Raw genomic sequence first — 25,560 nt, forward strand, 5'->3', positions numbered from 1 at the left:
TTGCGTATTTTCTTATGGTCGTCATTTTGGCATAATACACCCATCAGCAAGGAGATGGCAAATGGATAAGCCAACATGGATGAACGCTGATATTATGGACAACCCAATGGAACACCGCAGGTAGCAAAACCCCATAACAAAAGCCACAAATGACCCCCATTTGTGGCTTTGTTTTTGTTGTTAGATTTATACATGACAAAACAAAGGTGAGCAACCCCACCTTTATTCTTAACGACTAACCCAAACTATTTAAGCCCCGCCTGCTGTAATAACGCCCCAAAACTGCCCACTTTGACAGGTTCGTTTTTAGGTTTGTTAAATTCACGTTTTGGCTTATTGTTGGGCTTGTTGTTTGGTTTGGCATTTGACTTGTCTTTAAATTCTTTATCCGCTTTATCGGACTTTGAGACGTCTTTTTTGTCAGGCGATTTCATAGAAAGCCCAATGCGACCTCTTGGCTCGTCCACCGATAGCACACGCACTTTGACGATGTCTTGGGGTTTGACTATGTCCGCAGGGTCAGCGACAAAACTGTCGGACAACTCAGAGATATGCACAAGCCCGTCTTGGTGTACGCCAATATCCACAAAACAGCCAAACGCAGTTACGTTCGTTACCACGCCTTCTAGCTCCATGCCGATTTGCAAGTGCCCCATTTCGCTCACGTCATCACGGAATTTGGCGGTTTTAAATTCGCCACGGGGGTCATGGGCAGGTTTGGCAAGCTCGGCAAGCACCGTGGCAAGCTGGCTAAAATTGTCCGTGCTGTCATTTAGCGATTTGGCAAGGGTCTCGTTGCCCAGCACGTCCGACAGCGATTTGTCCGCCTTACGCAAAATCTCATAAACAAGCCCATAACTCTCAGGGTGTACGCCTGTTGCGTCCAGTGGCTCGGTGCCGTCTTTGATACGCAAAAATCCTGCCGACTGCTCAAAAGTCTTGACACCCAAGCGTGGTACGGCTTTTAGCTCTTCACGGTTTTTAAATGCCCCATTGGTACGGCGATAGTTCACGATTTGTTGGGCGACATTTTTGTTCAGCCCTGCGATATGGGCAAGAATGGCAGGGCTTGCCGTGTTCACGTCCACGCCCACCGCATTCACACAGTCTTCGGTTACTTTGTCAAGGCTAGATTCTAGCTCGGCTTGATTGACATCGTGCTGATATTGCCCCACGCCGATTGCCTTTGGCTCAACCTTGACAAGCTCGGATAAAGGGTCTTGCAATCGTCTGGCGATAGACACCGCCCCACGCACCGACACATCAAGCTCGGGTAGCTCGTGACTTGCAATCTCACTTGCCGAATACACGCTCGCCCCCGCCTCACTCACCACCACCGCTTTGGCAGATAGGCTGTTCTCGCTAATCACCGACCTCACAAGCTCGTCCGATTCACGGCTTGCTGTGCCGTTGCCAATGGCGACAAGCTCCACGCCATAATCAGCAATGAGTTTGGCAATCACCGCCTTTGCCTTGTCGGTCGTGGGGTCGATAAAGGGATACACGGTATCGGTCGCCACGACATCGCCTGTGCTGTCAATCACCGCCATTTTTACGCCATGACGGATACCAGGGTCCACGCCTAGGATAACTTTGCGTCCAGCAGGGGCGGTCATGAGTAGGTGTTTTAGGTTTTGGGCAAATACGCCAATGGCGTGCGTCTCAGCGTCCAGTCGTCTTTCGGTCAATAGGCGATGCTCTATCTGTGGTCGCCATTTGGCATTCCATAATCTGTCTGCCGTCTCGCTCAAAAACTGCCCACGCTCGTCCGTATCGCTCGCCCCAAAAGTGGTTTTGATTTGGGCGATAAACGGCTCATCTTCGCCAAGCACGGATAAGACAAGCACGTTTGCCTGTCTGCCACGAAGCATGGCAAGTAGGCGATGATTGGAGAGTTTGGCAAAGGTTTCGGTATGGTCAAAATAGTCTTTGAATTTCTCGCCTGCCTCTCGTTTTTCTTCGCCCACAAGCTTAGAGTGAATGCTTGCCGTGGCGTTAAAGCCTGTTCGCACCTTGTCAAACAAATCTAAGTTTAACGCCCATTCATCAAGAATAATCGCTTGCACGCCTGATAGTTGTAGCTCACGAGTACTATAATCCACATCAAAGCTCTCGCCCTGCTCGTCCGTTACCGTGCTAACAGGGGTGTAATCAGATAGTGCCGTATCCAAACTCTCCCCTGCCAAAATCCGCTCGGCAATCGGGCGAAGTCCTGCCAAAGTCGCCTTAGCCGACAAGGTACGGCGTTTTGGGCGGTAGGGCTCATAAATCGCTTCAAGTTCCAATTTACTCATGGCGTTTTTGACACGCAGGGTAAGTTCGTCCGTTAGGGCGTTTTGGGCGGTCAAAAGGTCAAATACTTTGTTACGGCGAACCTCCAAATCCCGCTCGTGCGTTAGGGCTTTTTCTAGGGTACGAAGCATATCATCATCAAGTCCGCCTGTTTTGTCCTTACGATAACGGGCGATGAATGGCACGCTCGCCCCTTCGTCTAATAAGTCGGCAAAGGCTTGAACCTGCTCGGCACGCACACCATGGTCTGTGGCAAGTTTTTGGTAGATGGCGGTGTGGTTGATGGTATTAGGGCTTGTGGCTTGGGTATCCATAATATCCTACTGTATGAGAATGATAAATGTGCTATTATAACAAGTTTTGGGGGTGTTTGATAGGCGCAAATCCACGCCCCGATTTGTCCATTTTCATCCATTTTACACAAGGTGCCACCATGATTACCTTTGTCATTTTGCTGATATTGGCGTGCGAGCGTTGATAAAGGGGTTTGGGGCATGATTTGCGTTTGTGAGCATATACTTACAAAACTTTGCGATTTTTGCGTATTTTCTTACAAGATAACTTTTGGCATAATACACCCATCAGCAAGGAAGACGGCACATGGATACGCCGCCACGGATGACCGCTGATACACGAACCACGGATGATGGACGGACTGCAAAACCCATACGGTAAGCCCTAACGCAAGTTGGGGCTTTATCGTTTTCAAAAACTTCTATCTATACCCATCACTTTTTCATTGATTTTTTAAAATTTTGCGTTACAATCTATCTTTTTATCACCTGCTTAAATAATGAACAAACGCATCACTCGCCGTGATTTTTTAAACGGCTCAGCCCTACTCATCACCTCCCTTGCCACAGGCACACTGACCGCTTGCAGTGATGACACTCCCACACCACAGGCAGACACCCCCAAAACCAGTGGCAGTACCCCACCGCCAACCGCCAAAACCAGCTCCAACTATCCACCCGAACTGACAGGCTTGCGTGGCAATCATGCAGGCAGTTATGATGTCGCTCATGAGATGGCATGGAAAAAAGTACAGTTTGACGTCTCAGGCGAGAGCGTGTCAGAGACGGTAGATTTGGTTGTGGTCGGGGCAGGCATTAGCGGTCTTGCCAGTGCCTATTTTTACCAAAAAAAATTTCCCAGTGCCAAAATCTTGGTATTGGATAACCATGATGACTTCGGCGGTCATGCCAAACGCAATGAGTTTAGCGAGAGTGTTGATGGTAAAGACATCTTTCGCATCAGCTATGGCGGTAGTGAATCCATCGACACCCCAAGCGAATACAGCAAAGAAGCCATGGGACTACTCAATGAGCTTGGTATTGATGTACAAAAATTCTACACCTATTATGACCAAGATTATTTTAAAAATCTAGGCATGAACAAGCAGGGCGTGTTTTTTAATAAAGCCACCTTTGGACAAAGCGTGGTGCTGTCCGATAAGCCCAATGCTGACAACGCCACAGAGCTGTTTGCCAAAGCTCCTTTATCAGATACGGACAAAACCGCCTTGATAGAGCTATACACCACTCCCAAAGACTATTTGGGCGACATGGCACTGGGCGAGCGAGAAGACTATCTACAATCCATCAGTTATGATAAATTTTTAAAAGACCATGTCAAACTCCCCCAAGGAGCGATGGCGTATATGGAAGAGCTTTGTTTGGAATACTGGGGATTTAACATTGATGGTCTGTCAGCTTATGATGCCTTTTATGAAGGCTATGCAGGGCTTGAATTATCAGGGTTAGAAGCCGATGACGATGGCGAGAGCGAGCCTTATATTTTTCACTTTCCTGACGGCAATGCCTCCATCGCTCGCCTACTGGTTAAAAAGATGATACCTGCAGTTGTCGCCAACCCCGACCACGCCAACGGCAAAAGCGAGATGGAAGCCATCGTATTGGACAAATTTGACTACACCAAGCTTGACACGCCCGAGCAGCCTGTCAATATCCGCCTAAATGCCACCGCCGTCCAAGTCAAAAACATCGAAACCGACGGCAAAAAGGGCGTGATGATAGGCTACAAAAAAGACGGCAAACTCCACCGTGTGGACGCTCGCCACTGCATCTTAGCATGTCAGCATGGCATGATACCATTTATCGATAACGACCTACCCCAAACCCAAAAGGATGACCACTTACAAAACATCCGCATACCCATGATTTATACCAAAATCTTGGTCAAGGATTGGCAAGCCTTTAAAAAGCTCGGTGCATGGCAGTTTTACACCCCCAAAGCCCCTTATTGCTTTATCATGATAGATTATCCTGTAAGCATGGGCGATTATCACTACCCCAAAGACCCGAGCGAGCCTATGGTTGTTCATATGGCACGCATTGCTGTACCTTATGGTACAGGCAAAGACGTGCGTGAAGCTTGTAAAATCGGACGCTCCGAGCTGTACCGAGCCAGTTATCATGACCTAGAAAAGCAAGCCCTTGACCAACTGCGTGAGATGTACGACGTGGTAGGAGAGAATCTTGACGACAAGATTCTTGCCATCACCATCAACCGCTGGGGGCATGGATACAGCTATGAACGCAACGTCTTATTTGACAAAGATGATATTGCTGGCAAAACACTAGATAGCGTCAAACAAGCTCATGACAATATCCACATGGCAAACTCTGATGCCGACTGGATGCCTTATGCTGATGGAGCGATAGACCAAGCGTGGCGAGCCGTCCAAGAGATTAAGGCATAAGTGGAAAAGCCTTAATAAAACAAAAGAGCTTGAACACCAAGCTCTTTTTATCGCTTATTTATTACACATTCTTGTTTCACGTGGAACACTCATCTGGCGTGATATTACCCTGTTTCACGTGAAACTTTTTAAGGCTCTTTGGCTCATACAGGGCTGATATTTTTTCGGCGATTATCTCTACCGTCTCATCTTGTAAGCTGGTTATCATGAGCTGACAAGGCAGTGACAGTAGCGTATCAAGTAGCAAATCCATCGCCTCCGCATCAAGCTCCGCATCAATGTCATCAACAAGCACCACAGGCTGTATCTGCTGATACGCACACATCACTTGTAGTTGCGAGAGTCTTAGAGCGATGACGAGCAGTTTTTTCTCGCCCCGAGAGAGCACATCCACCGCCTGACTTTTGATTTGTCCGCCATCGCCAGACTGCTTTAACATCACCATCACATCAGCACGATGAGCCCCCACGCGGGTATAACCCAGCTCCATGTCAGAGTCCAAACGAGACGCCAGTACACAGAGCAGTCCTGCCTTATCATCAAAACCTGCTTGATAGGACAGATAAATATCGCCTTGGTAATGTGGTAGCAGTCGCCCCATCATCTCATCAAAGCACACCTGCCACCGCTCAAAGACCGCCTGCCGACATCGGTGTAGTTTATCTGCATGATACGCCAGCTGACTGTCCCATGCCCGCACTTCACCGCCTCGCTCACGCACACGGGGCGATTTTAGTAATAGATTTCGCTGTTTAAGCAGTCGCTGATAGGCAAGCCATTCTCCATAAAACTCCTGTTTCACGTGAAACGTCAGCCAGTCCAACATCTGCCGTCTGGCATGACTGCCCTCTTCTAACACCGCCATGCCACCGGGGTCAATGGGCAACACTGGCAAGGCATAAGTCAGTGGACTTTGAGTGGCTACGGTTTGCCCATTGAGTTTTAACACTGTCGTTGCCAGCTGTCGCTCATCCAGATTTTTTTGCACCGCCAGCATGTCAGACCCTGTCATCGCCCACACCGTGCAGGATTTTTGATGATGACTGATGTAGCGTTTGGGTTCGTGATGACGAAAAGTTTTACCCCGAGACAACAAAAACACCGCCTCTAAAAGCGATGTTTTGCCACTGCCATTACGCCCCACGAACACATTACAATCAGCGAGTGTCAGACTTATCTGAGCTAGGTTGCGTACATGGGTGATTTGAAGCTGTGTGATCATGCCCTGCCCATCACACACGCATGGGCATGACGACATATTGATAGTTGTGGTCATCGCCCACTTGATAAATGCGTGTCGGACTGGTCGGATGTACCATTTCTAGGCGGATGTCGCCCTCTAACACATTTAGCACAGCACGCAAATAGGACTCATTAAATGAAATCTCAATCGGCTCGCCTGTGTAATTGACTGCCACCTCTTCTCTGGCTTCGTCTTGCTCACGGTTGGTTGAGATGACATCCACCGTCTCGCTTTTGGTAAAGTGCAGTAGCACGCCAGGGGAGTCTTTGGTGTTTACCACCGCCACCCGACGCAAGACCTCGACCATGCTGTCTTTATTAAAAATGGCGATTTTATCGTTATTGGTTGGCATGACACGGCGATAGTCGGGGAATTTACCCTCAATCAAACGGGCGGTCAAAGATATCATCATTTGCCCGCCAAAGTTTAAACTGACGGTCAAAAAGTCGTTATCTAACCCCAAAGTTACCATGTCGCCATTTTCTTCGGCGGTTTTTAGTAGGTCGGTCAAGAGCTTTTCTAACCCACTGACCGCCTTACCCGGGATGATGACTTTGGTTTCATCATGGCTGTCCGCCAAAGTTTGATACGCCACCGCCAAACGATGTCCATCGGTTGCCACCGCGGTCAGTTTATCGCCCTCAATCTCAAAGAGCAGTCCTGTCAAGTAGTGGCGTACATCTTGGGTCGCCATGGCAAAGCGGGTGTGCTTGATAAGATTAAATAGGGTATCGCGTCCGATTTTGACCAGCTTTTCTGAACGTGGCTCGCCAATACTTGGATAATCCTGAGCAGGTAGAGTGCTGAGCATGTATTTACCCTTACCACTGGTGATGTGACAGCGACTGCCTGCCACTTCAATGCTGACCATATTATCAGGCAGAGCTTTACAAATGCCAAAAAACTTATCCGCAGGAATGGTTACCGCCCCTGTCGTCACGCACGCCCCCTCAGGCAGACTGATGACATTGGTCAGCTCCACCTCCAAATCGGACGCGGTCATCGTCAGGCTTTGTGGTTCTAACACGAGTTTTAGGTTGCCTAAAATTGCCATTTGGTGATGATTATCCACCGCCTCAATGATGAGCGTTATGGCTTTGATGAGCAGGGTTTTATCAATGACTAATTTCATAAAAATCCTTAATATTTACAAAAATGTAGGGCGTGTTGAATATTGGTATTTACAATGAAAAATAGGAGAAATCGCCCGTTTTTCAAGGAAAAGTCCGCAGTTGATATTGCAATATCAACAAGGATTTTGACTTCGAGCCACAATCGGTCCACTTAATTTTAAAAATTAAGTTAAAATCTTAAAAATTTATATGATTAAGTGGTCGGATAGCCATTTTTCATGCAAAAATTGACAAAAGCGTTAAATTTTCATCGTTTTTATAAATAATGTTATCAATGTTCAGCACGCCCTAATACGTCTATTATAACAAACTTCACACCGCATTTCATGATGGCTGTTACCATCAAGCAAATTCAAGCGTGGCAAGTAAGGCCTGGTAGTCTTTTTCTACCGATGACTCCTCAGCTCGCAGTTCGCTAATTTTCTCGCAAGCATGCATGACCGTGGTATGGTCTCGTCCGCCAAACACCTGCCCTATCTCAGGAAAACTGTCTTGGGTCAGCTCACGCACCAGTGCCATCGCCATCTGACGGGGGCGAGCAATGTTGCGAGCCCGTTTTTTACCAATCAAATCTTTGACCGACACGCCATAATACTCCGCCACCAAGTCACGGATGTTCTCTGCATTGACCGCCCTTGCTCGTGCTTCAATGCGGTCTTTGATGGCGTGACGCACCAGCGAGAGTGTCACCTCACCGCCCACCAATAGAGCATTGGCACGCACTTGGTTTAACGCCCCTTCTAATCGGCGGACATCGGGGGGCATGTTTTGTGCCATAAAAATCGCACAGTCTTTGGGCAGCTCCATGCCAAGCAAAGTCGCCTTTTTTTGCAAAATTTGCATACGCATTTCAATGTCAGGCGGTTCAATGGCAAGCGACAACCCACCCTCAAAGCGTGACAAAAAGCGCGTGTCAAAATCCTGCATTTGGGATGGCGGTCTGTCAGACGCCAAAATCAAGCGTTTATCACCTTTGGTGAATTCGCCAAATAGCATCATCAAAAACTGCGAGACTTTCGGGCCGTTTTTGTTGTTAATCATGTGCACGTCATCAACGATGAGCAAATCTGCTTGACAAATCCGCCGAAGCAAAGAATCCGCCCCACCCTCACCCCCACGCAAGGCGTTAATGGTCACCTTAAAAAACTGATCTTTACTAAAATAACACACCAAAAGCCCGGCACGCTCATAACGATGAGCCACCGCATGCATGAGATGAGTCTTACCCAGCCCTGATGAACCATAGATAAAATACAAATGCGTGTCGTGCTTGACAGCCTTATCGGTCAGATTTTTGGTTAGCTCTTGGCAGGCGTTATATGCCAGTGCATTAGACTTACCCTTGACAAAATTTTCAAAGGTAAACCGCTCTTCTAAGGACTGACTCTCTTCAATGCTCGTCGGTTTTTTTGGTGATTTGAGCTTTTGTTTTTTAGGGGATTTATCTACCTTACCGCTTTTTGGCACAAGGGGCATGACCCGAAGGGCGACACCTGACACATCCTGACCACCACCATCTGCCAGACGTGCCACCACCGCACAGATTTTGTCATAATAATGCGTCTCAATGCGACGGATAAACACATCATTAATGGCGAACAATACCAGCGTCTCATCAGCAAATACAGGCTTTAAGGAGCGTAGCCACTGATTAAGCTCACTCTCTTTTAGCTCATGTTTTAGCTCAGATAAGCACGACTGCCAAAACAGCTCAGCATCGACATCATGCTTTTGAACATCGCCAACCATGTCGTCATCACCCACCCCATTATCCGCCACGCCTTTGTCATCGACAGCAGGGGCGTCATTTTTCTGACCAACACTCACATCCATACCAACACCCACCTTATCAGACGGTAGATGTTCTGGCATGACTTCATCGAATAGCGATATGTTTTGCATGATAAATTAACTCAAATAACAAACTTGGGTAAGCAAAATCTAACTGAAAACGAATTTAAGTGATTAGCCAGAACACAGCCAGCCCACTTTTCATATTTACATTCACCCAAACATCATTAGAAACCAAAAGTTATGATTTAAAATAATCATAACGATAAGTTTTTGATAAAAAATAATTAAAATACAAGTTAGGCGAAAAATCCTGCAATTCTTGGTAATTGTATTATTTTTAATCAAATACCAACTTGCCCGCCCTTAAATTTTTGCCTATAATACCACAAATTTGACATTTTTCAACGATAATTTTTCTGTGGATAAGTTTGTGGATAAGTTTGTGGATAAGTAAAAAAAGAACTTATTCACATTTTATCCACAAGTTATATACAGGTTTATCAACAATATAAATATATGATTTTTATAAAATTTTAATACTTATCCACAGAAATATTCAACCCTTATTATTATTATTTTTATATTAAAATAAAAAATAAGTCAGTAGCAAATCTGTGGATAACTTTTTAAGATAATTTAAAAGTTACTATATTTTGACTGTCAAAACAAATCACATGTCATAATACAAACCATCAAAAAAACCAAACTTTTAAAAATTAACTTGACTTTGGCACATCTTTTTAGTAAAATCCATAGGTTTTTCGCCAAACATTAATTTATAAGCACATTGATTGATAATTAGTCTGGAGGCTTGACTGTTTGGTTAAACATAACCCATCACAAAAAAACGGCTTCTGCAGAGCCTGTGATACAACCTTAAGGTGAATTATGAAACGTACATTCCAACCCAGCGTTCTAAAACGCAAACGCACTCACGGTTTTCGTGCCCGTATGGCTACCAAAAACGGTCGTCAAGTCCTAGCACGTCGTCGTGCCAAAGGTCGTCATCGTCTGACCGTATAATCTTATAGATTATCACAGATTAAGCACCCTTTTTTGGGTGCTTTTGTTTGTCCAAATTTTGCCTTAAAAGTTTGTAACTTTAGGATTTTATATGTTGGATAAACCATTGACGAAACGCACTAAGCCTTGTATGATAGTTTGATTTAATACGTTTATGCCATGACAAGTCCGCAACTTACCCCGCCATTTTGCTTTACCAAAGCTCAGCGTCTGCTTAGCCCCAATGACTTTAAACGGGTGTTTGATAATCCTATCAAAAAAATCCACTCAGAGCATTTGCTTCTATTTGTCCAAGCAGGTGCGTCCGAGCAAACCCACGCCCGCTTGGGGCTTGCCATTACCAAAAAGAAGGTTAAGCTTGCGGTCATGCGTAATCGACTAAAACGGCTCACTCGTGAACACTTTCGCCATACAGCCCCCACGCTTGGGGCGGTGGATGTGGTGCTGATTGTTAAGAAAAACTACACAAAAGAGATTGACCTAAATGGCGAGCTGACACATATTTTTGAAAAATTATCTACCCTGTTTTCTGCGGATAATTCTCGGTAATTTTGGTCATGCTTGTCAAATTTTTACTGCTTATCATCAAATTTTATCAAAAAGCAATCAGTCCGCTTGTCCCTGCTCGCTGTCGGTTTTATCCAACTTGTTCAGTTTATGGCATACACGCCCTAAAATGGCATGGCGTGCGTGGCATACCGCTTGTTATTAGGCGGATTTTTCGGTGTCAGCCGTGGGGTGGTTCGGGGGTGGATTTTGTGCCGTTACCTTTGGCTTGTTATCGTTACGTGCATTGTGATGATACTGCCCTTGTCCGATTTGCCAATAGGGGTGTTTATAAAGACCGCACAAGTTATCAAGCGGTTAGAAATCAGATGATGAAGTAGCGAGCTGTCTTTATTAAAGTTTTTAAAAATCAACAACTTATCATTTTATAAAAAGTTAGCCTGTAAGTAAATATAAGTAAATGCTAGGTTTTTTGGCAAAAATTTAGTAAAATGGCGGATTTAGATTTTTATGGGTGGTTGTCCGCCCCAATCAGGACTGTTTATGCAAAAGATTTTTCGGACTTTGATTATCATTGCGATGCTCATCACATCGTATTTGCTTATCTTGGCTTGGCAAAAAGACTATGGCGGTCAAGCACCCACCCCTGCTCAGGCGACCTCGGTTGCAGGCTCGGATTTGGCACCTGCCACAGGCGATTTGCCTGCCTCCGCCTCCACTCCAACTGCCCCTGCCAGTACCAATCTTATCTCGGTCAGCACCGATGTGTATGACATCAAAATCAATCCTGTGGGCGGTGATGTGGTCTATGCAGGGCTAAAACAGTACGCCAAAACGTTGGGCGGTGATGAAGCCTTTGCCATTTTGGAGACAGACGCTCGCACCTATGTCGCTCAGTCGCTCATCGGCGGGGTGGACGGCATTGACACGCAGTCAGGACGTGCCACGTACACCAGTCCAAGTCAGAGCTATGCCTTGACGGGCGACACCTTGTCTGTGCCATTGACGTACAGCAAAGATGGGCTGACCATTACCAAAACTTATACCTTTACCAAGGGCGGCTACCCCATCAAAGTAACTCACAACATCAATAACGTGAGCGGTAAGGACTTTAATGGCGAGTTGTTTGTGCAATTAAAACGAGACAACAGCAAAGACCCTGGTCTTGCCGACAAAGGCATGATGGGCATTGCCACGCATTTGGGTGGTGCTTGGGGGACGGCTGATGAGCCTTATAACAAGCTTAAATTCAAAGACTTCAACGATGGCGAGATTACCAAAAACGCCCAAAACAGTACCGATGGCTGGGTGGCGATGGTTCAGCACTATTTTGTCTCAGCGTGGGCACCCGACAACCACAAGCCCGTCTTTTTTAGTCGCACCAGTGGCAACGACAACTACATCGGCTATCAAAGCCTCATCAGCGTTGCCAATGGCAAACAGATGAGCGTGGATGATACGCTTTATGTGGGACCAAAAGTGCAATCACAACTGTCTGCTGTCGCCCCAAGCCTTGATAAAACAGTAGATTATGGCATATTTTGGCCAATCTCAAAGCCGATGTTCCTAATTCTTGATGCTCTGCACAAAATCTTGGGTAACTGGGGCTGGGCAATTGTTGGCTTGACGATTATTGTCAAAATTGCTCTGTTTTGGCTATCCAACAAAAGCTATGTGTCTATGGCAAAAATGCGTGCCATTGCCCCCAAATTAGAAGCCCTAAAAGAAAAGCACGGCGATGATCGCATGGCGATGAGTCAGGCGATGATGCAGTTGTATCGTGATGAGAAAGTCAATCCGATGGCGGGCTGTTTGCCAATACTTCTACAAATGCCGATTTTCTTGGGATTGTACTGGTGTTTGGTGGAGAGTGTGGAGCTACGCCACGCCCCTTGGATGCTATGGATTCAAGACCTATCAGCGATGGATCCGTGGTTTATTTTGCCAATCATCATGATGGCAACCATGTATTTTCAACAACTGCTAAACCCACAACCCACCGACCCCATGCAGGCTAAGATGATGAAAATCATGCCCTTGATTTTTGGGGTGTTTATGCTGTTTTTCCCCGCAGGTTTGGTGCTATATTGGACGGTAAACAACCTGTTTAGCATGGCTCATCAGCAGTTTGTTAATAAGCGAGTTGAAAAAGCCTACAACAAACCTGTCAAAGTGTTATCCGATTGATATTTGACAATCCCAAACCAATCCGCCTGTCTGGGCGGATTTTTTGTGGGCAAAGTTGGTTAAATAGTGGTAAAATGACAAAAATTTTATCAACTACCACTATGCCAAATCAATCTCAACAACCCACCATTGTCGCCATCGCAAGCCCTATCGGTCAAGGCGGTGTGGGCGTGATTCGCCTGTCGGGTCGCGCCGCCTATACCATTGGCTGTGCCATATCGGGCAAATCGGCTCTCACCCCACGCCACGCCCATTTTGCCAAATTTAAGGACAACACGGGGGTGGTCATCGATGAAGGGGTCATCATCTACTTTAACGCTCCGCATTCGTTCACAGGCGAAGACGTGGTGGAACTCCAAGGACATGGCGGTATGGTCTTGCAGAACCTGCTTTTGGCTCGCTGTTTTGAGCTTGGGGCAAGGCAGGCAACCGCAGGGGAGTTTTCCTTGCGTGCCTTTGAAAATGACAAAATTGACCTAGTACAAGCCGAAGCGATAGCGGACGCCATTTCTGCCACGAGTGTCGCTCAGGCAAGCAGTGCCATGCGTTCGCTCTCTGGTGAATTTTCCAAAAAAATCAATGATTTATCCGAGAAAATCGCCAACATTCGCCTATATGTGGAAGCGAGCATTGATTTTCCTGATGAAGATGACGTGGAATTTTTGTCGGACGGAGTGATTGAGTCCAAAATAGATGAGATTTTGCGTGCCATTGATGACATTTTGGCAACCGCCAAGCAAGGTCAGCTCTTGCGAGACGGGGTGCAGGTGGTGCTGGCAGGTCGCCCCAACGCTGGCAAATCAAGCCTGCTAAACCGCCTAGCAGGGGTGGAGCGTGCCATTGTTACCGACATTGCAGGGACGACACGAGACACGCTGTCCGAGACACTGGTACTGGACGGTTTGACCGTGCATTTGACCGACACCGCAGGGCTTCGAGATACGTCCGATAAGGTGGAGAAAATCGGCATTGACCGTGCCAAATCCGCCGTCAAACAAGCCGATATTTTGTTGTTTGTCTATGATGTCAGTAGCGAGAGTGAACCATTTGCCCTTGCCAAAGAGCTGTTTGCCGATATTATTGATGAAATTGGCATGGAGAATTTTGAGCGTAAATTGGTGATGATTGCCAATAAAGCCGATTTATTGGGCGATGTTTCACGTGAAACAATGGCTAATTTTAACCATGATGATAATCATAATGGCGAAAATGTTCCACGTGAAACCATGCAAAATAGTTTAAACAACCAAGACAATGCTAATGTTCCACGTGAAACAATCAGCCAAATCCGAGTTTCCTGCACCACAGGGCAAGGGCTTGATGAGTTGGTGGGTTTATTAAAAGACAAGGTGGGCTTTCATCCGCCAGAGAACAGTCTCATCGCCCGCACTCGCCACATTGACGCCCTAAAACGTGCCAAAGCTCACGCCACAGACGCTCACACTCAGCTTGTCGTCTATCAGGCGGGGGAGTTGGTGGCGGAGAGCCTGAGACTTTCGCAAACGGCATTGGGCGAGATTACAGGGCAGATGACGGCAGATGAACTGCTTGGGCGGATTTTTTCAAGTTTTTGTATCGGAAAATAGGAGAGCGATGTGCATTGTCCGTTTTGTAGTGCCATAGACACCAAAGTGATTGACTCACGCCTTGCCGCCGAAGGGTCGCAGGTTCGCCGTCGTCGCCAATGTACCGAGTGTGGCGAGCGGTTTACCACGTTTGAAGTCATGGAAGTGGTTATGCCCCGTATCATCAAAAGCAATGGCTTGCGTGAGCCTTATGATTATAACAAACTTCGCCGTTCTATGGCATTGCCCCTGCAAAAACGTCCTGTGAGCATTGACGAGATAGATACAATCGTACACCGAATAGAGCAACGTCTACGCCAAACAGGCGAACGTGAAGTATCTAGCAAGGTGCTTGGCGAGATTGTCATGGCAGAACTCAAAGTTATTGATGATGTCGCCTATGTGCGATTTGCCAGCGTCTATCGGGACTTTCAGGACATTGAAGCCTTTAAGGCGGAACTTGAAAATTTTCCCCCAAAAAGTGATAATGGCAAAGATGGGAATGGTGGGTTATAAGGTGTTTTTAAGACACCAACCTAATTTTTAAGGAAAAACCAATGAGTTTAAAACAAGCCAAAACCCTAATGACCCAAGATGAATTTTGGGATATTATCGCTAAATCTGATAAAGGCGAAAATTTACACGAAGTGCTAAGCAAATTTAGCGATGATAAGATTTTTGGCTATTGTTATTGGTGGGATTATTTTCATACCATTTCTTATAAATCGGATTTGTGGGCGGTGGCTTATGTGGTTATGGGCGATTGTGATGATGATAACTTTGATGATTTTCGTTATTGGCTAATATTTCAAGGGCGAGAAGTGTTTGAAAGTGCAATGAAAGATGTGGATAGTTTGTGTGAAGTTTTTGAAAAAATGGGGGATAATGATTATCCTGCAAGGTCGGAAGAGATGACCGATACACCGCAAGAGATTATTGACGAAAGACACGGCGATGACGCATTTTATGAAATGGAAGAATTGTATTCGGATTTGTATTTAGATTATCCAAAGATTAATTTTGATTGGGACAAAGACGATGAAAACTCCATTCGCCAAATTTGCCCTAAGACTTTTGATAAATGGTGGGGGAATGATAGTTTTTAAGGGGTAAAGTGGTTTTTATATAAATCCCAAGTAATCATTTGGAGTGTTCAATGATAACTATAGAAACACACATTAATCAAGTCCAATCTTTACTTAATGAATTGGATTTAAAGAAGAAATGCCAATTTTCGGCTTGGTGTTGCAATGATATTTTAAAAAATGAAAATATCAAGCAAGCCTTATTTGAAATCACCAAGACGCACGCCAATTACCAAATGTTACAAGCTGTTATTTCGGCGTGTTGGTATGATTATACGCTGATTAATCACAAGCCAACCTTAGAATTACTTGATGAAATGCAGTTTAATTCAGAAGAATACCCAAATTTTTGGCTTGAATTGGAAAGTTTGAATGAATTATTGATTGCGGTGGAGTGTATTATCAATGGAATTTTATCCAATGAAGTTGCTTATTTTGCTAATGTTGCAGAAAATTTGATTAATTATAAAGATTTATTAGCTGAATATCCCATTTCTGATGATGGTTTTATTGAAAAACAAAATTATCAAAAAGAATATGATATTCAAATCCAATTTCTTAATGACTTAAAAGACAATGAAATAGATGATTTAAACAAATATAGAGATTAGATTTATTTTCTTAATCTAATTTATGCTTATTGTATTTAAACATTATTTAATCAAACCATTTATTTAATTTAAAACCTAAAATGACAACCCTATCTCTACTTGACCCAACCCTAATCGCCCAGCTCTCCCCCATTTTGCCAGATGATGAACGCTTTATGGCAATGGCAATAAATGAAGCCGAAAAAGGCGAATTTACCACTCGCCCCAATCCTGCGGTGGGCTGTGTGATTGTTAAGAATAACTTAATAATTGGCAAAGGCTTTCACCCCAAAGCAGGTTATCCCCATGCCGAAGTATTTGCTCTAAATGACGTCAAAAATAACGGTCAAGATATAGAAGGGGCGACCGCTTATGTAACGCTTGAACCGTGTAGTCATTTTGGTCGCACGCCCCCCTGTGCGGGTGCCTTGATAAAAAGTGGCGTGGCTCGGGTGGTTATCGCAACGCTTGACCCTAATCCACAGGTGGCGGGCAAGGGCGTGGAAATGCTGTTAAATGCAAGCATATCGGTGTCGCTTGGCGTGTGCGAGCGTGAAGCCAAAGAGCTGAATAAAGGCTTTTTAAAGGCAATGGCGACAGGTTTGCCTTTTGTCCGCCTAAAAATGGGCATTAGCCTAGACGGTCGCATTGCCATGCAAAATGGGCAGTCTAAATGGATGACGGGCGAATTATCTCGCAGGGACGTGCAAAACTTGCGTGCCAAAAGTGGGGCGATTATCACAGGCTCAAATACGATTATCGCCGATAACCCTGCCCTAACCGTGCGTTTGCCTGATGTGGAACTTGATAATATCGGCACAACCGCCATACCACAACCCAAAATCGTGGTGATAGATAGATGTGGCAGGTTGTCGCCTGATGATGATTTTACGGTACTCAAAAACCCTAATACGATGATTTGGCAAGATGATTTACCTGCTCTTTTAAAAACGCTCGTGGCAAAGTATCAATGCCATGATGTGCTGGTGGAGACAGGGGCGACGCTTGCCACAAGTTTTTTAAGCCAAAACTTGGTAGATGAGCTTATCATTTATCAAGCTCCTTGCCTTTTGGGGGTGACTGCCCGTCCGATGTTTGGGGGGCAGTTTGAGCGGTTGCAGGATAAGCTAAATTTTACGCTTGTAGATGTAGAGCGGCTTGGTGATGATGTTAAGATGATTTTTCTCCCAAAAAACTTATCCACAACTTGATTGCTTAAATGATTGAGCAAAAATTTGGCAAAAAATGTTCCACGTGAAACTGTGGAAAACTTTTTAAAAATCGACGGTTTTGATTAAAAACAGGATTTGATAACACGCCATAAGCCTTGATTTTAAAGTGTTCCACGTGAAACCAAAAACAGCTAACCATGTTCCACATGAAACATCTTTGGGTTGTGGATAAGTTCAATGGATTATTTATAAAAGGTCAATGGTTAAAAAGTTATCCACAACTTATTTATAAAAATTTCCTAGATTTTTTATGGAATTTAAGGTGGGTAAAGCAGAATGTTTCATAGATAAATGATTAATTTTTTAAATCATGTGCAAAACAGCAAATCATTTAAAAAACCAATCATAAAAGGTAAGCCATGTTTACAGGTATCATAGAGACGACAGGCACGCTGACCGCCATTACGCCCACGGGGGGCGATGTGCGATTGACCATTTCTGCCCCCGAGCTTGATTTTGGTGATGTCAAATTGGGCGACTCCATTGCGTCCAATGGCATTTGCTTGACGGTGGTGGCGATAGACGGCAACAGCTATTCGGTAGATGTTTCACGTGAAACATTAGCCATTTCCGCCCTAAACGTTTGGAAAGTGGGCGACACGCTCAACCTAGAAAAAGCCATGCTCCCAACCACTCGTTTTGGCGGGCATATCGTGGCAGGTCATGTGGACGGCGTGGGCAAAATCGCCAAAATCGCCAAAGACGCTCGCTCGGTCTATATCGAAGTCGCCCTACCGTCCGAGCTGATGAAATATACCGCCGACAAAGGCTCAATCACGGTGGACGGCATTAGTCTGACGACCAACCGCATAAAACCGTCTGAAAATATCGTCTGCCTAAACATCATTCCCCATACGGCTGAGATGACGAACATCGCACGGCATTGGACGGTGGGGCGAGCGGTGAATATCGAAGTGGATTTGGTGGCACGGTATTTGGAACGCTTGCTATTGGGGCAAAAGGCAGAGACCACGCCAAAAAGTAATATTACAATGGAATTTTTGGCGAAAAATGGGTTTGGGTGATGGAGAATTAACTATGCAAAATACTAAACTTTGCCAAAATATTTTTGATGATATTCAAAAAATTGCCTTTTTTAAACAATGCTCTACCCAAAAAGAATGCTTGTATAAAAATATTCGCTATGTTGATTATGATATAATGGAAAAATCCATTAACTCTTTGGCATGGGAAAATTACACCTTAGAGCAAGCCAATCAAATGAGTGAATATTTATTCAAGAAAGCCAATCAAGACTTTCAATGTTGGAATGATTATGCTGAAACATTTAGAAGTCAATGGGCAACCTTTGAACCTATTGTGTATCAAGCAATTAAAGACAAGCAGTTGCCAATAGATATTATGGTGAGTGTTCAGTGGGATTTGGGTCATTATTATATAATGAAGTCATTTTATCGGCATAAGTTACCTAAGTTTTTTGAGTATTTATTTTTGATTTATCAATCGGGTTTTTTGCCTTGTGGGATTGATGATTATGAAAATTTTGATGACCCAATTATTTTGATATATTAATGGTAAGGTGCATATCACGCACCAATTTAAGGCATAAAACCCAAGCGGTGTATCATACACACCTTATGACCGTAATAAATTTTGCGGTAATTTTTAAGTTTTTAATAGATTAAATAGAGTAAAAAATGAACAATAACAACAAATTACGCCTAATCTTCGCAGGCACACCAGAATTTGCCAAAGTCGCTTTGCAAGCCTTGATTGACAAGGCGGACGAGCTTAATTTGGACATTGTGGCGGTCTATACTCAGCCTGATAGAAAGGCAGGACGAGGGCAAAAATTGACCGCCAGCCCCGTCAAAGAGCTTGCCCTTGCCCATAATATCCCTGTGGAACAGCCGATAAGTTTTAGCTTAAAGCATGAAAACGGGCAGGTTTCACGTGAAACACTTGCCAATTATCGTCCTGATGTGATGATAGTCTGTGCGTACGGTTTGATTTTACCACTTGGCGTGCTGGGTACCCCGACTTATGGTTGTCTTAACATTCACGGCTCGCTACTGCCTAGGTGGCGTGGGGCAGCTCCCATTCATCGTTCAATTTTGGCGGGCGATACGACCACAGGCATTACCATCATGCAGATGAATCAAGGGCTTGACACGGGCGATATGCTCTATAAACTCCCTTGCGACATTACGGACACCGACACAACCCAAACGCTTCATGACAAATTGGCGGATTTGGGCGGTGTGGCGATGATAACGGTACTGAAAGATTTGGCGACTTATCAAGCCAATGCCGAGCCACAAGACGACAGTCTTGCCAATTATGCCCAAAAAGTAAGCACCGATGAAGGGCAAATCAACTGGCAAAATTCTGCTCATCACATTAACCGTCAAATCCGTGCGTTAAATGCGTTTGCCTTTTTAAATGGCGAGCGTATCAAGGTGCTAGAATGCACGCCCATAAAGCCCGACCAAACCACAACCGAGACGGCAGGGAAGATTGTGAGTGTGGGGCGAAAGGCAGTGCTGGTGGCGTGTGGTGCTGATGACAATGGCGATAAACATTTGATAAATATCACAAAAATGCAATGGGCAGGGGGCAAGCCTTTGACCGCCGAGCAAATTGCGGTGGGTGATAAATTAAAAGACGGTGAGATTTTTGAATAATGACAACGGCAACTGTTTTTTGTGAAAATTGGCAAATAGATTGTTGTGGTGACCCTTTTAAAATTGGCGATAATGTGGAATGGGATTGTAATTATACTTATGATGATTATCGCATTAAAGAAGCACAATATGAATATGAAGCTCATCTTGAAGCAGAAGTGATTATTCGTGGCGTAGTTGCCGAAATCTATGATGTCGCTTTTGAACAAAAAGACGGTGCTGTTTTTTCTTATGCAATTAAACCAATAGAGCAAGTAACAAGATTTGGCACGACTAGCGGTTTTTTGGCTGTTTTGCATAATGTAGAAGTGATAAAATAGGAATATGATGAATAAAAATTTACCCGTCCGAGCCAATATTATTTTAACCCTTGAAAAAATTAATCAAGGGCAATCCTTAGCATTATTATTGGACGATTTATTAAATGCCGTCAAAGATAATGAAAAAGGCTTTACCCACGAATTATTATTAGGCACGCTTCGCCATTGGCACGCCATTAGTCGCATTGGCGAGAGTTTAATAAAACAGCCCCCAACTGATATTGGCATTACCTGTGCTTTAAATATGGGCTTGTATGAAATTTTATATATGAATACGCCCGATTATGCCATTATTAACGAAACATTAAATGCGGTCAAATCTTTAAATAAAAATTATGGCGTGGGACTTATTAACGCCATATTGCGAAAAGTGGCGGACAAAAAAGAAAAATTCGCCAAAAAGGTCAATAAAAATCACAGTCTGCCTAATTGGCTTGCCAAAGAATTAAAGCAAGATTGGGGTGAATATTATGAAAGTTTGGGGCAAAATCTGCGAAAACCCGCTCCGATATTTTTGCGTGTTAATGGCAAATTTAGCACGCTTACATATTATGCCAATCTACTAAATTCTGCCGATATCGCCTATGAAATCCTACCACTTGGCATAGCAGACGAGCGTGTGATTAAGCTGACCACTTCACAAAAAGTGCAATTCCTGCCGCATTTTCAAGACGGTTTTGTGAGTGTACAAGACCGTCATGCACAGCTTTGTGGGTATATTTTAAAGGTATTAAATCTACCCAAAAACCTAAGGTTATTGGACGCTTGCACCGCCCCAGGGGGGAAACTCGCCCAACTGCTTGAACTGTCAAACGATGTGTTTCACGTGGAACATATCACGGCACTGGATAATGACGAAAAACGCCTAAACCGTGTGCATGACAACTTGGCTCGCTTGGGGTTGGCGGGCAAGGCGGACGTGATTTGTGCGGACGGTACGAGCTATCGCACGGACACGCCCTTTGATGTCATCGTGCTTGACGCTCCGTGTACCGCCACGGGGGTTATCAGGCGACACCCTGACATTGCTCTACTTCGCACCGAGCAAGATGTCGCCCAAACGGTCGCCTTACAAGCTAAAATTTTACAAAATCTGTGGCAAAATCTGGCGGTGGGCGGGCATTTACTCTATATTACCTGCTCCTTGTTGAAGGCGGAAAACGAACGCCAAATGACAAATTTCCTTGCCAGTACGCCAAACGCCAAAGCGGTGGATTTTGAATTAACTCTGCCTAATCAAATCAAGCAAGCGGTGGGTTATCAATGTTTGCCGTTAAATGACGATGACGGCGACGGGTTTTATTATGCGTTGCTACAAAAAGTGGATTAAAGGCAAAATAAATGATAATATGAACATTATTTTTTAATGAAATAGATAACCAACCGCCAAAATCATTTGTCAAGATTATATCAATTTAGATAGATAAGCATTTGAAGACAAATATCAGATGTATTGTGGTCGATAAATAATAGGAGTTGTTATGGATATTAAGCCAATACAAACCATTGAACAAGCCGTTCAATACATACAATCCATTCCAGTCCAAAGACAGCAAGGTATTTTTGATTATTTGTATGCTGATATGATTGATTATCAAAGCAAATCAAAAACAAATCAAGAAAAACGCCAATTTGGATTATATCAAGGTAAAGGCAGTTTTAAGTTGTCTGATGATTGGGAGATGAGTGAAGAAGAGTTATTGGGATTATAACATGAAAAATCAGTACGTTATAGATACACATATTTTTCTGTGGTTAGTTTTTAATCCTGATAAAATCAATGATAAAATCAGACGTTTATTAGAAGATAAAAACAATCAAGTTTTTATCTGTAATACCAGTTTTTGGGAAATTTCCATTAAATATAATCTGGGTAAATTGGATTTAAATGGTGTATCGCCCAAAGAATTGCCTAATATTGCCCTAAAAATGGGTATTGAAATTATACAAGTTAATCATGATATTATGGCAAACTTTTATCAATTGCCAAAAGTAGAAAAACATAAAGACCCATTTGATAGAATTATGATTTATTATTGTATTTATCATAAATTAACATTGGTTTCTATTGATGATAAATGCAATGAATATCAAAAGTTTGGTTTGGATTTAATATAATTTTTTAATTTAAAAGGTACTTTTATGAACTATATCAGCACTCGTGGCAATACCGCTCCCATGCAATTTAGCGATGTTTTACTTATGGGGCTTGCCCCTGACGGCGGTTTGATGCTACCCGAGACTTACCCACAGATTGACCGTGCGACTTTGGATAAATGGCGGTCGCTGTCTTATACCGAGCTTGCTTTTGAGATTATGTCGCTGTTTGCCACCGATATTCCAAGCGATGATTTAAAGGCACTCATTGACAAAACCTACACCAAAACCGCCTTTGGCACGGACGAGATTACCCCTGTTCGCACATTAAAAGACGGCATTAAAATTTTGGAATTATCCAATGGTGTAACGCTTGCTTTTAAAGACATGGCAATGCAATTTTTGGGTAATGCCTTTGAATATGTCCTAAAACAAAAAAACAAACGCCTAACCATTATCGGAGCAACGTCTGGCGATACAGGCAGTGCCGCTGAATATGCCTTGCGTGGTAAAGATAATATTGATGTCTTTATGATGTCGCCACACGGCAAAATGAGTGAATTTCAGCGAGCTCAAATGTATAGCCTTATGGACGATAATATCCACAATATCGCCATTGACGGTATGTTTGATGATTGTCAAGACATTGTTAAAGCCATTCAGCAAGATAAAGCATTTAAAGACAAATATCAAATTGGCACGGTTAATTCTATTAACTGGGGTCGTATTTTGGCTCAAATTGTTTATTATTTTAAAGGCTATTTTAATGCCACCAATAATAATGACGAGCGGGTAAGTTTTTGTGTGCCGTCTGGTAATTTTGGTAATGTCTGTGCAGGTCATATTGCCCGTGAAATGGGATTGCCAATTGCCCGCTTAATTGTGGCAACCAATGAAAATGATGTATTAAATGAATTTTTTAAAACAGGTAAATACATTCCAAGAAAGGCAAGCGAGACTTATGTAACGTCTAGTCCGTCTATGGATATTTCAAAAGCGTCTAATTTTGAGCGGTTTATTTATTTGCTGATTGGCAAAAATGGCGATGAATTAAATCATCTGTGGCAAGATGTAAATAGTGGTAAAGGCTTTGATTTGTCGCATTTATTAAATGATGCTACCAATAAATATGGCTTTGTGTCGGGTAAATCCACGCACGCTGACCGCATTGCCACGATTAAGGCGGTGTGGGAGAGCGATAAGGATTTGTTAGACCCGCACACGGCAGATGGCGTCAAAGTCGCCCGTGAAGTGCGTCTGGCTGATGAAGTGATTGTCGTTGCCGAGACGGCATTGCCTGCCAAATTTGCCGAGACCATTATAGAAGCGGTTGGGCAGATTGATATTCCACGTCCCGAGCATACCAAAGACATTGAAAGCCTACCCCAAAAAGTCGTGGTGCTTGATAATAAGGCAGAGCTGGTTAAAGAGCAGATTGAGAAGTTTGTGAAGTTTGTGAAGTTGTGATATACACCCAAGAAACTTTAAAATTACTACAAATATAATGATGTGTGGACGTAGGGGCGTGCTGAGCACGCCTTGTATAGTAATATCATCAAAGGGTGTGCTCAGCACACCCCTACAAACCCGTGATAAATATCAAGTTGGTTGGGTATAAAAAGCCATTTTAGAAATAAGATGGCTTTTTACATATTGATGGTAAGATTTTTTTGACATTTGGTGGTGAAATCATACAAAACTTAAAACCATCCAATAGCATAACGTTTGCCGTTTGACATAAAATTTGTCATTTAACGCATCATGGTAAGGTGTGCAGGGTCTATGAAGTGTGGTAGTTTGGACTGTTGGGGTTTTAAATTGGCTAAATTTTTTTAGAAGTTGTATTTTTGTCGGAAAGTTACCGCCAAATAATGATAAAATAGTTAATATTTTTTTACATTTTGTGGTATGCTAAGCAAGATTTTAGCAAGTTCGTCTTTTTCTAAAAAGACACACTTGTTGCCTTTAATAATGGATAATGATATGAAGCTAACAGCCCTAAAAAGCCTGATGACTGCTTGCCTAATCGGTGGCGTGATGATGTCATCAGCCCATGCAAACAACCCTGCTCCAACCATCAAAGCAGACGCCCCCAACCGCTACACTGTCAAAAAAGGCGATACACTGTGGGACATCTCTGGTAAATATCTGAGTGCACCGCACAGATGGCGTGAGATTTGGGCAACCAATAAACAAGTCAAAAACCCACATCTTATCTACCCTGGTGATATCCTTATCATGTGTATCATTAAGGGTCAGACCTTGGTCGGCGTGGACACAGGTGAGGGCTGTGCAGGCATTGAAAAGCAAATGCAAGAGGTAGCGCCCAGTGAACCAGTTCGTCTGACACCGCTAGAAGGTAGTGTGCCACCTATTCCATTATCAAATATCCGTCATTGGCTTGACCGTTCGGTGATTGTCAATCCCGATGATTTTGAGACGACCCCTTATGTACTGGCGTCCAAAAAAGGCAATCTTATTACCGCAACAGGCGACAAGATTTATGTCAAAGGGGCGCTGCTTACCCCAGGTCAGACTTATGGCGTGTATCGCAAGTCCGAGCCTTATGTAGATGTGCAGACAGGTACGGTGATTGGGCTAGAAGCGGTGCAAGTAGCTCGTGGTATCGTGACTGATGTGGCGGGCAATGGTGTATCAAGTATTCAAATCACCCAGTCATTCGACACAGAGATTCGTGAAGGCGACCGCGTATTCTCTGAGGTATCAACCCAGCTTCCTGTGGTGTTCTATCCTGCCCCTGCTGAGGTGACTCGTGGCGGTAGCATTGCACGCGTGATGGGTAGTATCGGCAGTGCTGCCAAAGGCAGTGTGGTCGCCATCAATATCGGTGCTGCTCAAGGAGCAAGAGCGGGTCACGTTCTTGATGTCTATCGTAAAGGGGCATTGGTGCGTGACATTCGTGATAACGACACGCCAGTACGCCTACCTAGCGAAAAAGCAGGTCAGGTAATGGTATTTAAAGTGTTTGACCATATCAGTTATGCTTATGTTCTCTCATCAGAGTTGCCACTAAGCAAGGGCGACCAGTTGGTGCCACCGCCTTATCTATAATTCATTGACAAATAGTGATGTATTAAAATTGCCAGTACGCTTGTATTGGCAAT

Annotated in this window: 23 protein-coding genes; 19 read left to right on the forward strand and 4 right to left on the reverse strand. The window is 44.0% G+C overall.

Features of this window, described 5'->3' with window-relative positions:
- Positions 1–245: 245 nt before the first annotated feature.
- Entirely contained in the window at positions 246–2,606 is a 2,361-nt protein-coding gene (locus DX073_RS07010) for a helix-hairpin-helix domain-containing protein (protein WP_115006932.1), read from the reverse strand.
- A gap of 479 nt (positions 2,607–3,085) precedes the next feature.
- Here DX073_RS07010 and DX073_RS07015 point away from each other — a divergent pair, with 479 nt between their 5' ends.
- Positions 3,086–5,014: an NAD(P)-binding protein gene (locus tag DX073_RS07015; protein ID WP_115006934.1), complete on the forward strand. Its 1,929-nt coding sequence runs from the start codon at positions 3,086–3,088 to the stop codon at positions 5,012–5,014.
- Positions 5,015–5,090: 76 nt separating this feature from the next.
- Here DX073_RS07015 and recF read toward each other — a convergent pair whose 3' ends face one another.
- From recF to dnaA, 3 genes are all read right to left on the reverse strand, one after another.
- Positions 5,091–6,236, reverse strand: a complete 1,146-nt coding sequence (recF, locus tag DX073_RS07020) for a DNA replication/repair protein RecF (RefSeq protein WP_115006936.1) — start codon at positions 6,234–6,236, stop codon at positions 5,091–5,093.
- A gap of 10 nt (positions 6,237–6,246) precedes the next feature.
- Positions 6,247–7,389, reverse strand: coding sequence for a DNA polymerase III subunit beta (dnaN, locus tag DX073_RS07025; protein WP_115006938.1), 1,143 nt, complete (start codon positions 7,387–7,389; stop codon positions 6,247–6,249).
- A 343-nt stretch (positions 7,390–7,732) separates the two neighbouring features.
- On the reverse strand, positions 7,733–9,292 hold the full coding sequence (gene dnaA / locus DX073_RS07030; protein ID WP_258556898.1) for a chromosomal replication initiator protein DnaA: 1,560 nt from the start codon (positions 9,290–9,292) through the stop codon (positions 7,733–7,735).
- Between the two features lie 780 nt (positions 9,293–10,072).
- On the opposite strand from dnaA, the gene rpmH reads away from it, so the two are divergent.
- From rpmH to DX073_RS07120, 18 genes are all read left to right on the forward strand, one after another.
- A complete protein-coding gene (gene rpmH, locus DX073_RS07035) occupies positions 10,073–10,207 on the forward strand; it encodes a 50S ribosomal protein L34 (RefSeq protein ID WP_029103370.1) in 135 nt (44 codons plus the stop codon).
- Positions 10,208–10,366: 159 nt separating this feature from the next.
- Entirely contained in the window at positions 10,367–10,756 is a 390-nt protein-coding gene (rnpA, locus tag DX073_RS07040) for a ribonuclease P protein component (RefSeq protein WP_115006940.1), read from the forward strand.
- A gap of 8 nt (positions 10,757–10,764) precedes the next feature.
- Entirely contained in the window at positions 10,765–11,094 is a 330-nt protein-coding gene (gene yidD, locus DX073_RS07045) for a membrane protein insertion efficiency factor YidD (RefSeq protein WP_115006942.1), read from the forward strand.
- Positions 11,095–11,257: 163 nt separating this feature from the next.
- Entirely contained in the window at positions 11,258–12,901 is a 1,644-nt protein-coding gene (gene yidC, locus DX073_RS07050; protein WP_115006944.1) for a membrane protein insertase YidC, read from the forward strand.
- 101 nt (positions 12,902–13,002) lie between these two features.
- Positions 13,003–14,487, forward strand: coding sequence for a tRNA uridine-5-carboxymethylaminomethyl(34) synthesis GTPase MnmE (mnmE, locus tag DX073_RS07055; protein ID WP_115007545.1), 1,485 nt, complete (start codon positions 13,003–13,005; stop codon positions 14,485–14,487).
- 9 nt (positions 14,488–14,496) lie between these two features.
- On the forward strand, positions 14,497–14,982 hold the full coding sequence (gene nrdR / locus DX073_RS07060; RefSeq protein ID WP_115006946.1) for a transcriptional regulator NrdR: 486 nt from the start codon (positions 14,497–14,499) through the stop codon (positions 14,980–14,982).
- A gap of 41 nt (positions 14,983–15,023) precedes the next feature.
- Positions 15,024–15,572, forward strand: coding sequence for a DUF4240 domain-containing protein (locus tag DX073_RS07065; protein WP_115006948.1), 549 nt, complete (start codon positions 15,024–15,026; stop codon positions 15,570–15,572).
- 50 nt (positions 15,573–15,622) lie between these two features.
- A complete protein-coding gene (locus DX073_RS07070; RefSeq protein WP_115006951.1) occupies positions 15,623–16,162 on the forward strand; it encodes a cation:proton antiporter in 540 nt (179 codons plus the stop codon).
- An 80-nt stretch (positions 16,163–16,242) separates the two neighbouring features.
- Positions 16,243–17,352: a bifunctional diaminohydroxyphosphoribosylaminopyrimidine deaminase/5-amino-6-(5-phosphoribosylamino)uracil reductase RibD gene (gene ribD / locus DX073_RS07075; protein WP_115006953.1), complete on the forward strand. Its 1,110-nt coding sequence runs from the start codon at positions 16,243–16,245 to the stop codon at positions 17,350–17,352.
- 380 nt (positions 17,353–17,732) lie between these two features.
- Entirely contained in the window at positions 17,733–18,398 is a 666-nt protein-coding gene (locus tag DX073_RS07080) for a riboflavin synthase (RefSeq protein WP_115006955.1), read from the forward strand.
- The gene (locus DX073_RS07085; RefSeq protein ID WP_115006957.1) at positions 18,385–18,906 is read left to right on the forward strand and encodes a hypothetical protein; all 522 of its coding nucleotides are present in this window, start codon (positions 18,385–18,387) and stop codon (positions 18,904–18,906) included. The genes DX073_RS07080 and DX073_RS07085 overlap by 14 nt, the downstream gene beginning before the upstream one ends.
- Before the next feature lie 125 nt (positions 18,907–19,031).
- Positions 19,032–20,018, forward strand: a complete 987-nt coding sequence (gene fmt, locus DX073_RS07090) for a methionyl-tRNA formyltransferase (protein WP_115006959.1) — start codon at positions 19,032–19,034, stop codon at positions 20,016–20,018.
- On the forward strand, positions 20,018–20,338 hold the full coding sequence (locus DX073_RS07095; protein WP_115006961.1) for a DUF6578 domain-containing protein: 321 nt from the start codon (positions 20,018–20,020) through the stop codon (positions 20,336–20,338). Before fmt ends, DX073_RS07095 begins: the two co-directional genes overlap by 1 nt.
- Positions 20,339–20,345: 7 nt before the next feature.
- Positions 20,346–21,668: a 16S rRNA (cytosine(967)-C(5))-methyltransferase RsmB gene (gene rsmB / locus DX073_RS07100; RefSeq protein WP_258556899.1), complete on the forward strand. Its 1,323-nt coding sequence runs from the start codon at positions 20,346–20,348 to the stop codon at positions 21,666–21,668.
- A gap of 151 nt (positions 21,669–21,819) precedes the next feature.
- Positions 21,820–22,050 (forward strand): hypothetical protein, encoded by a 231-nt coding sequence (locus tag DX073_RS07105; RefSeq protein WP_115006965.1) that lies wholly within the window; start codon positions 21,820–21,822, stop codon positions 22,048–22,050.
- Between the two features lies 1 nt (position 22,051).
- Positions 22,052–22,456 (forward strand): type II toxin-antitoxin system VapC family toxin, encoded by a 405-nt coding sequence (locus DX073_RS07110; RefSeq protein WP_115006967.1) that lies wholly within the window; start codon positions 22,052–22,054, stop codon positions 22,454–22,456.
- A 24-nt stretch (positions 22,457–22,480) separates the two neighbouring features.
- Entirely contained in the window at positions 22,481–23,902 is a 1,422-nt protein-coding gene (thrC, locus tag DX073_RS07115; RefSeq protein ID WP_115006969.1) for a threonine synthase, read from the forward strand.
- A 516-nt stretch (positions 23,903–24,418) separates the two neighbouring features.
- Positions 24,419–25,507: a LysM peptidoglycan-binding domain-containing protein gene (locus tag DX073_RS07120; RefSeq protein WP_115006971.1), complete on the forward strand. Its 1,089-nt coding sequence runs from the start codon at positions 24,419–24,421 to the stop codon at positions 25,505–25,507.
- The last annotated feature ends 53 nt before the right edge of the window (positions 25,508–25,560 follow it).

Source organism: Moraxella lacunata (assembly GCF_900453205.1).
GTDB classification, from domain to species: Bacteria; Pseudomonadota; Gammaproteobacteria; order Pseudomonadales; family Moraxellaceae; genus Moraxella; species Moraxella lacunata_B.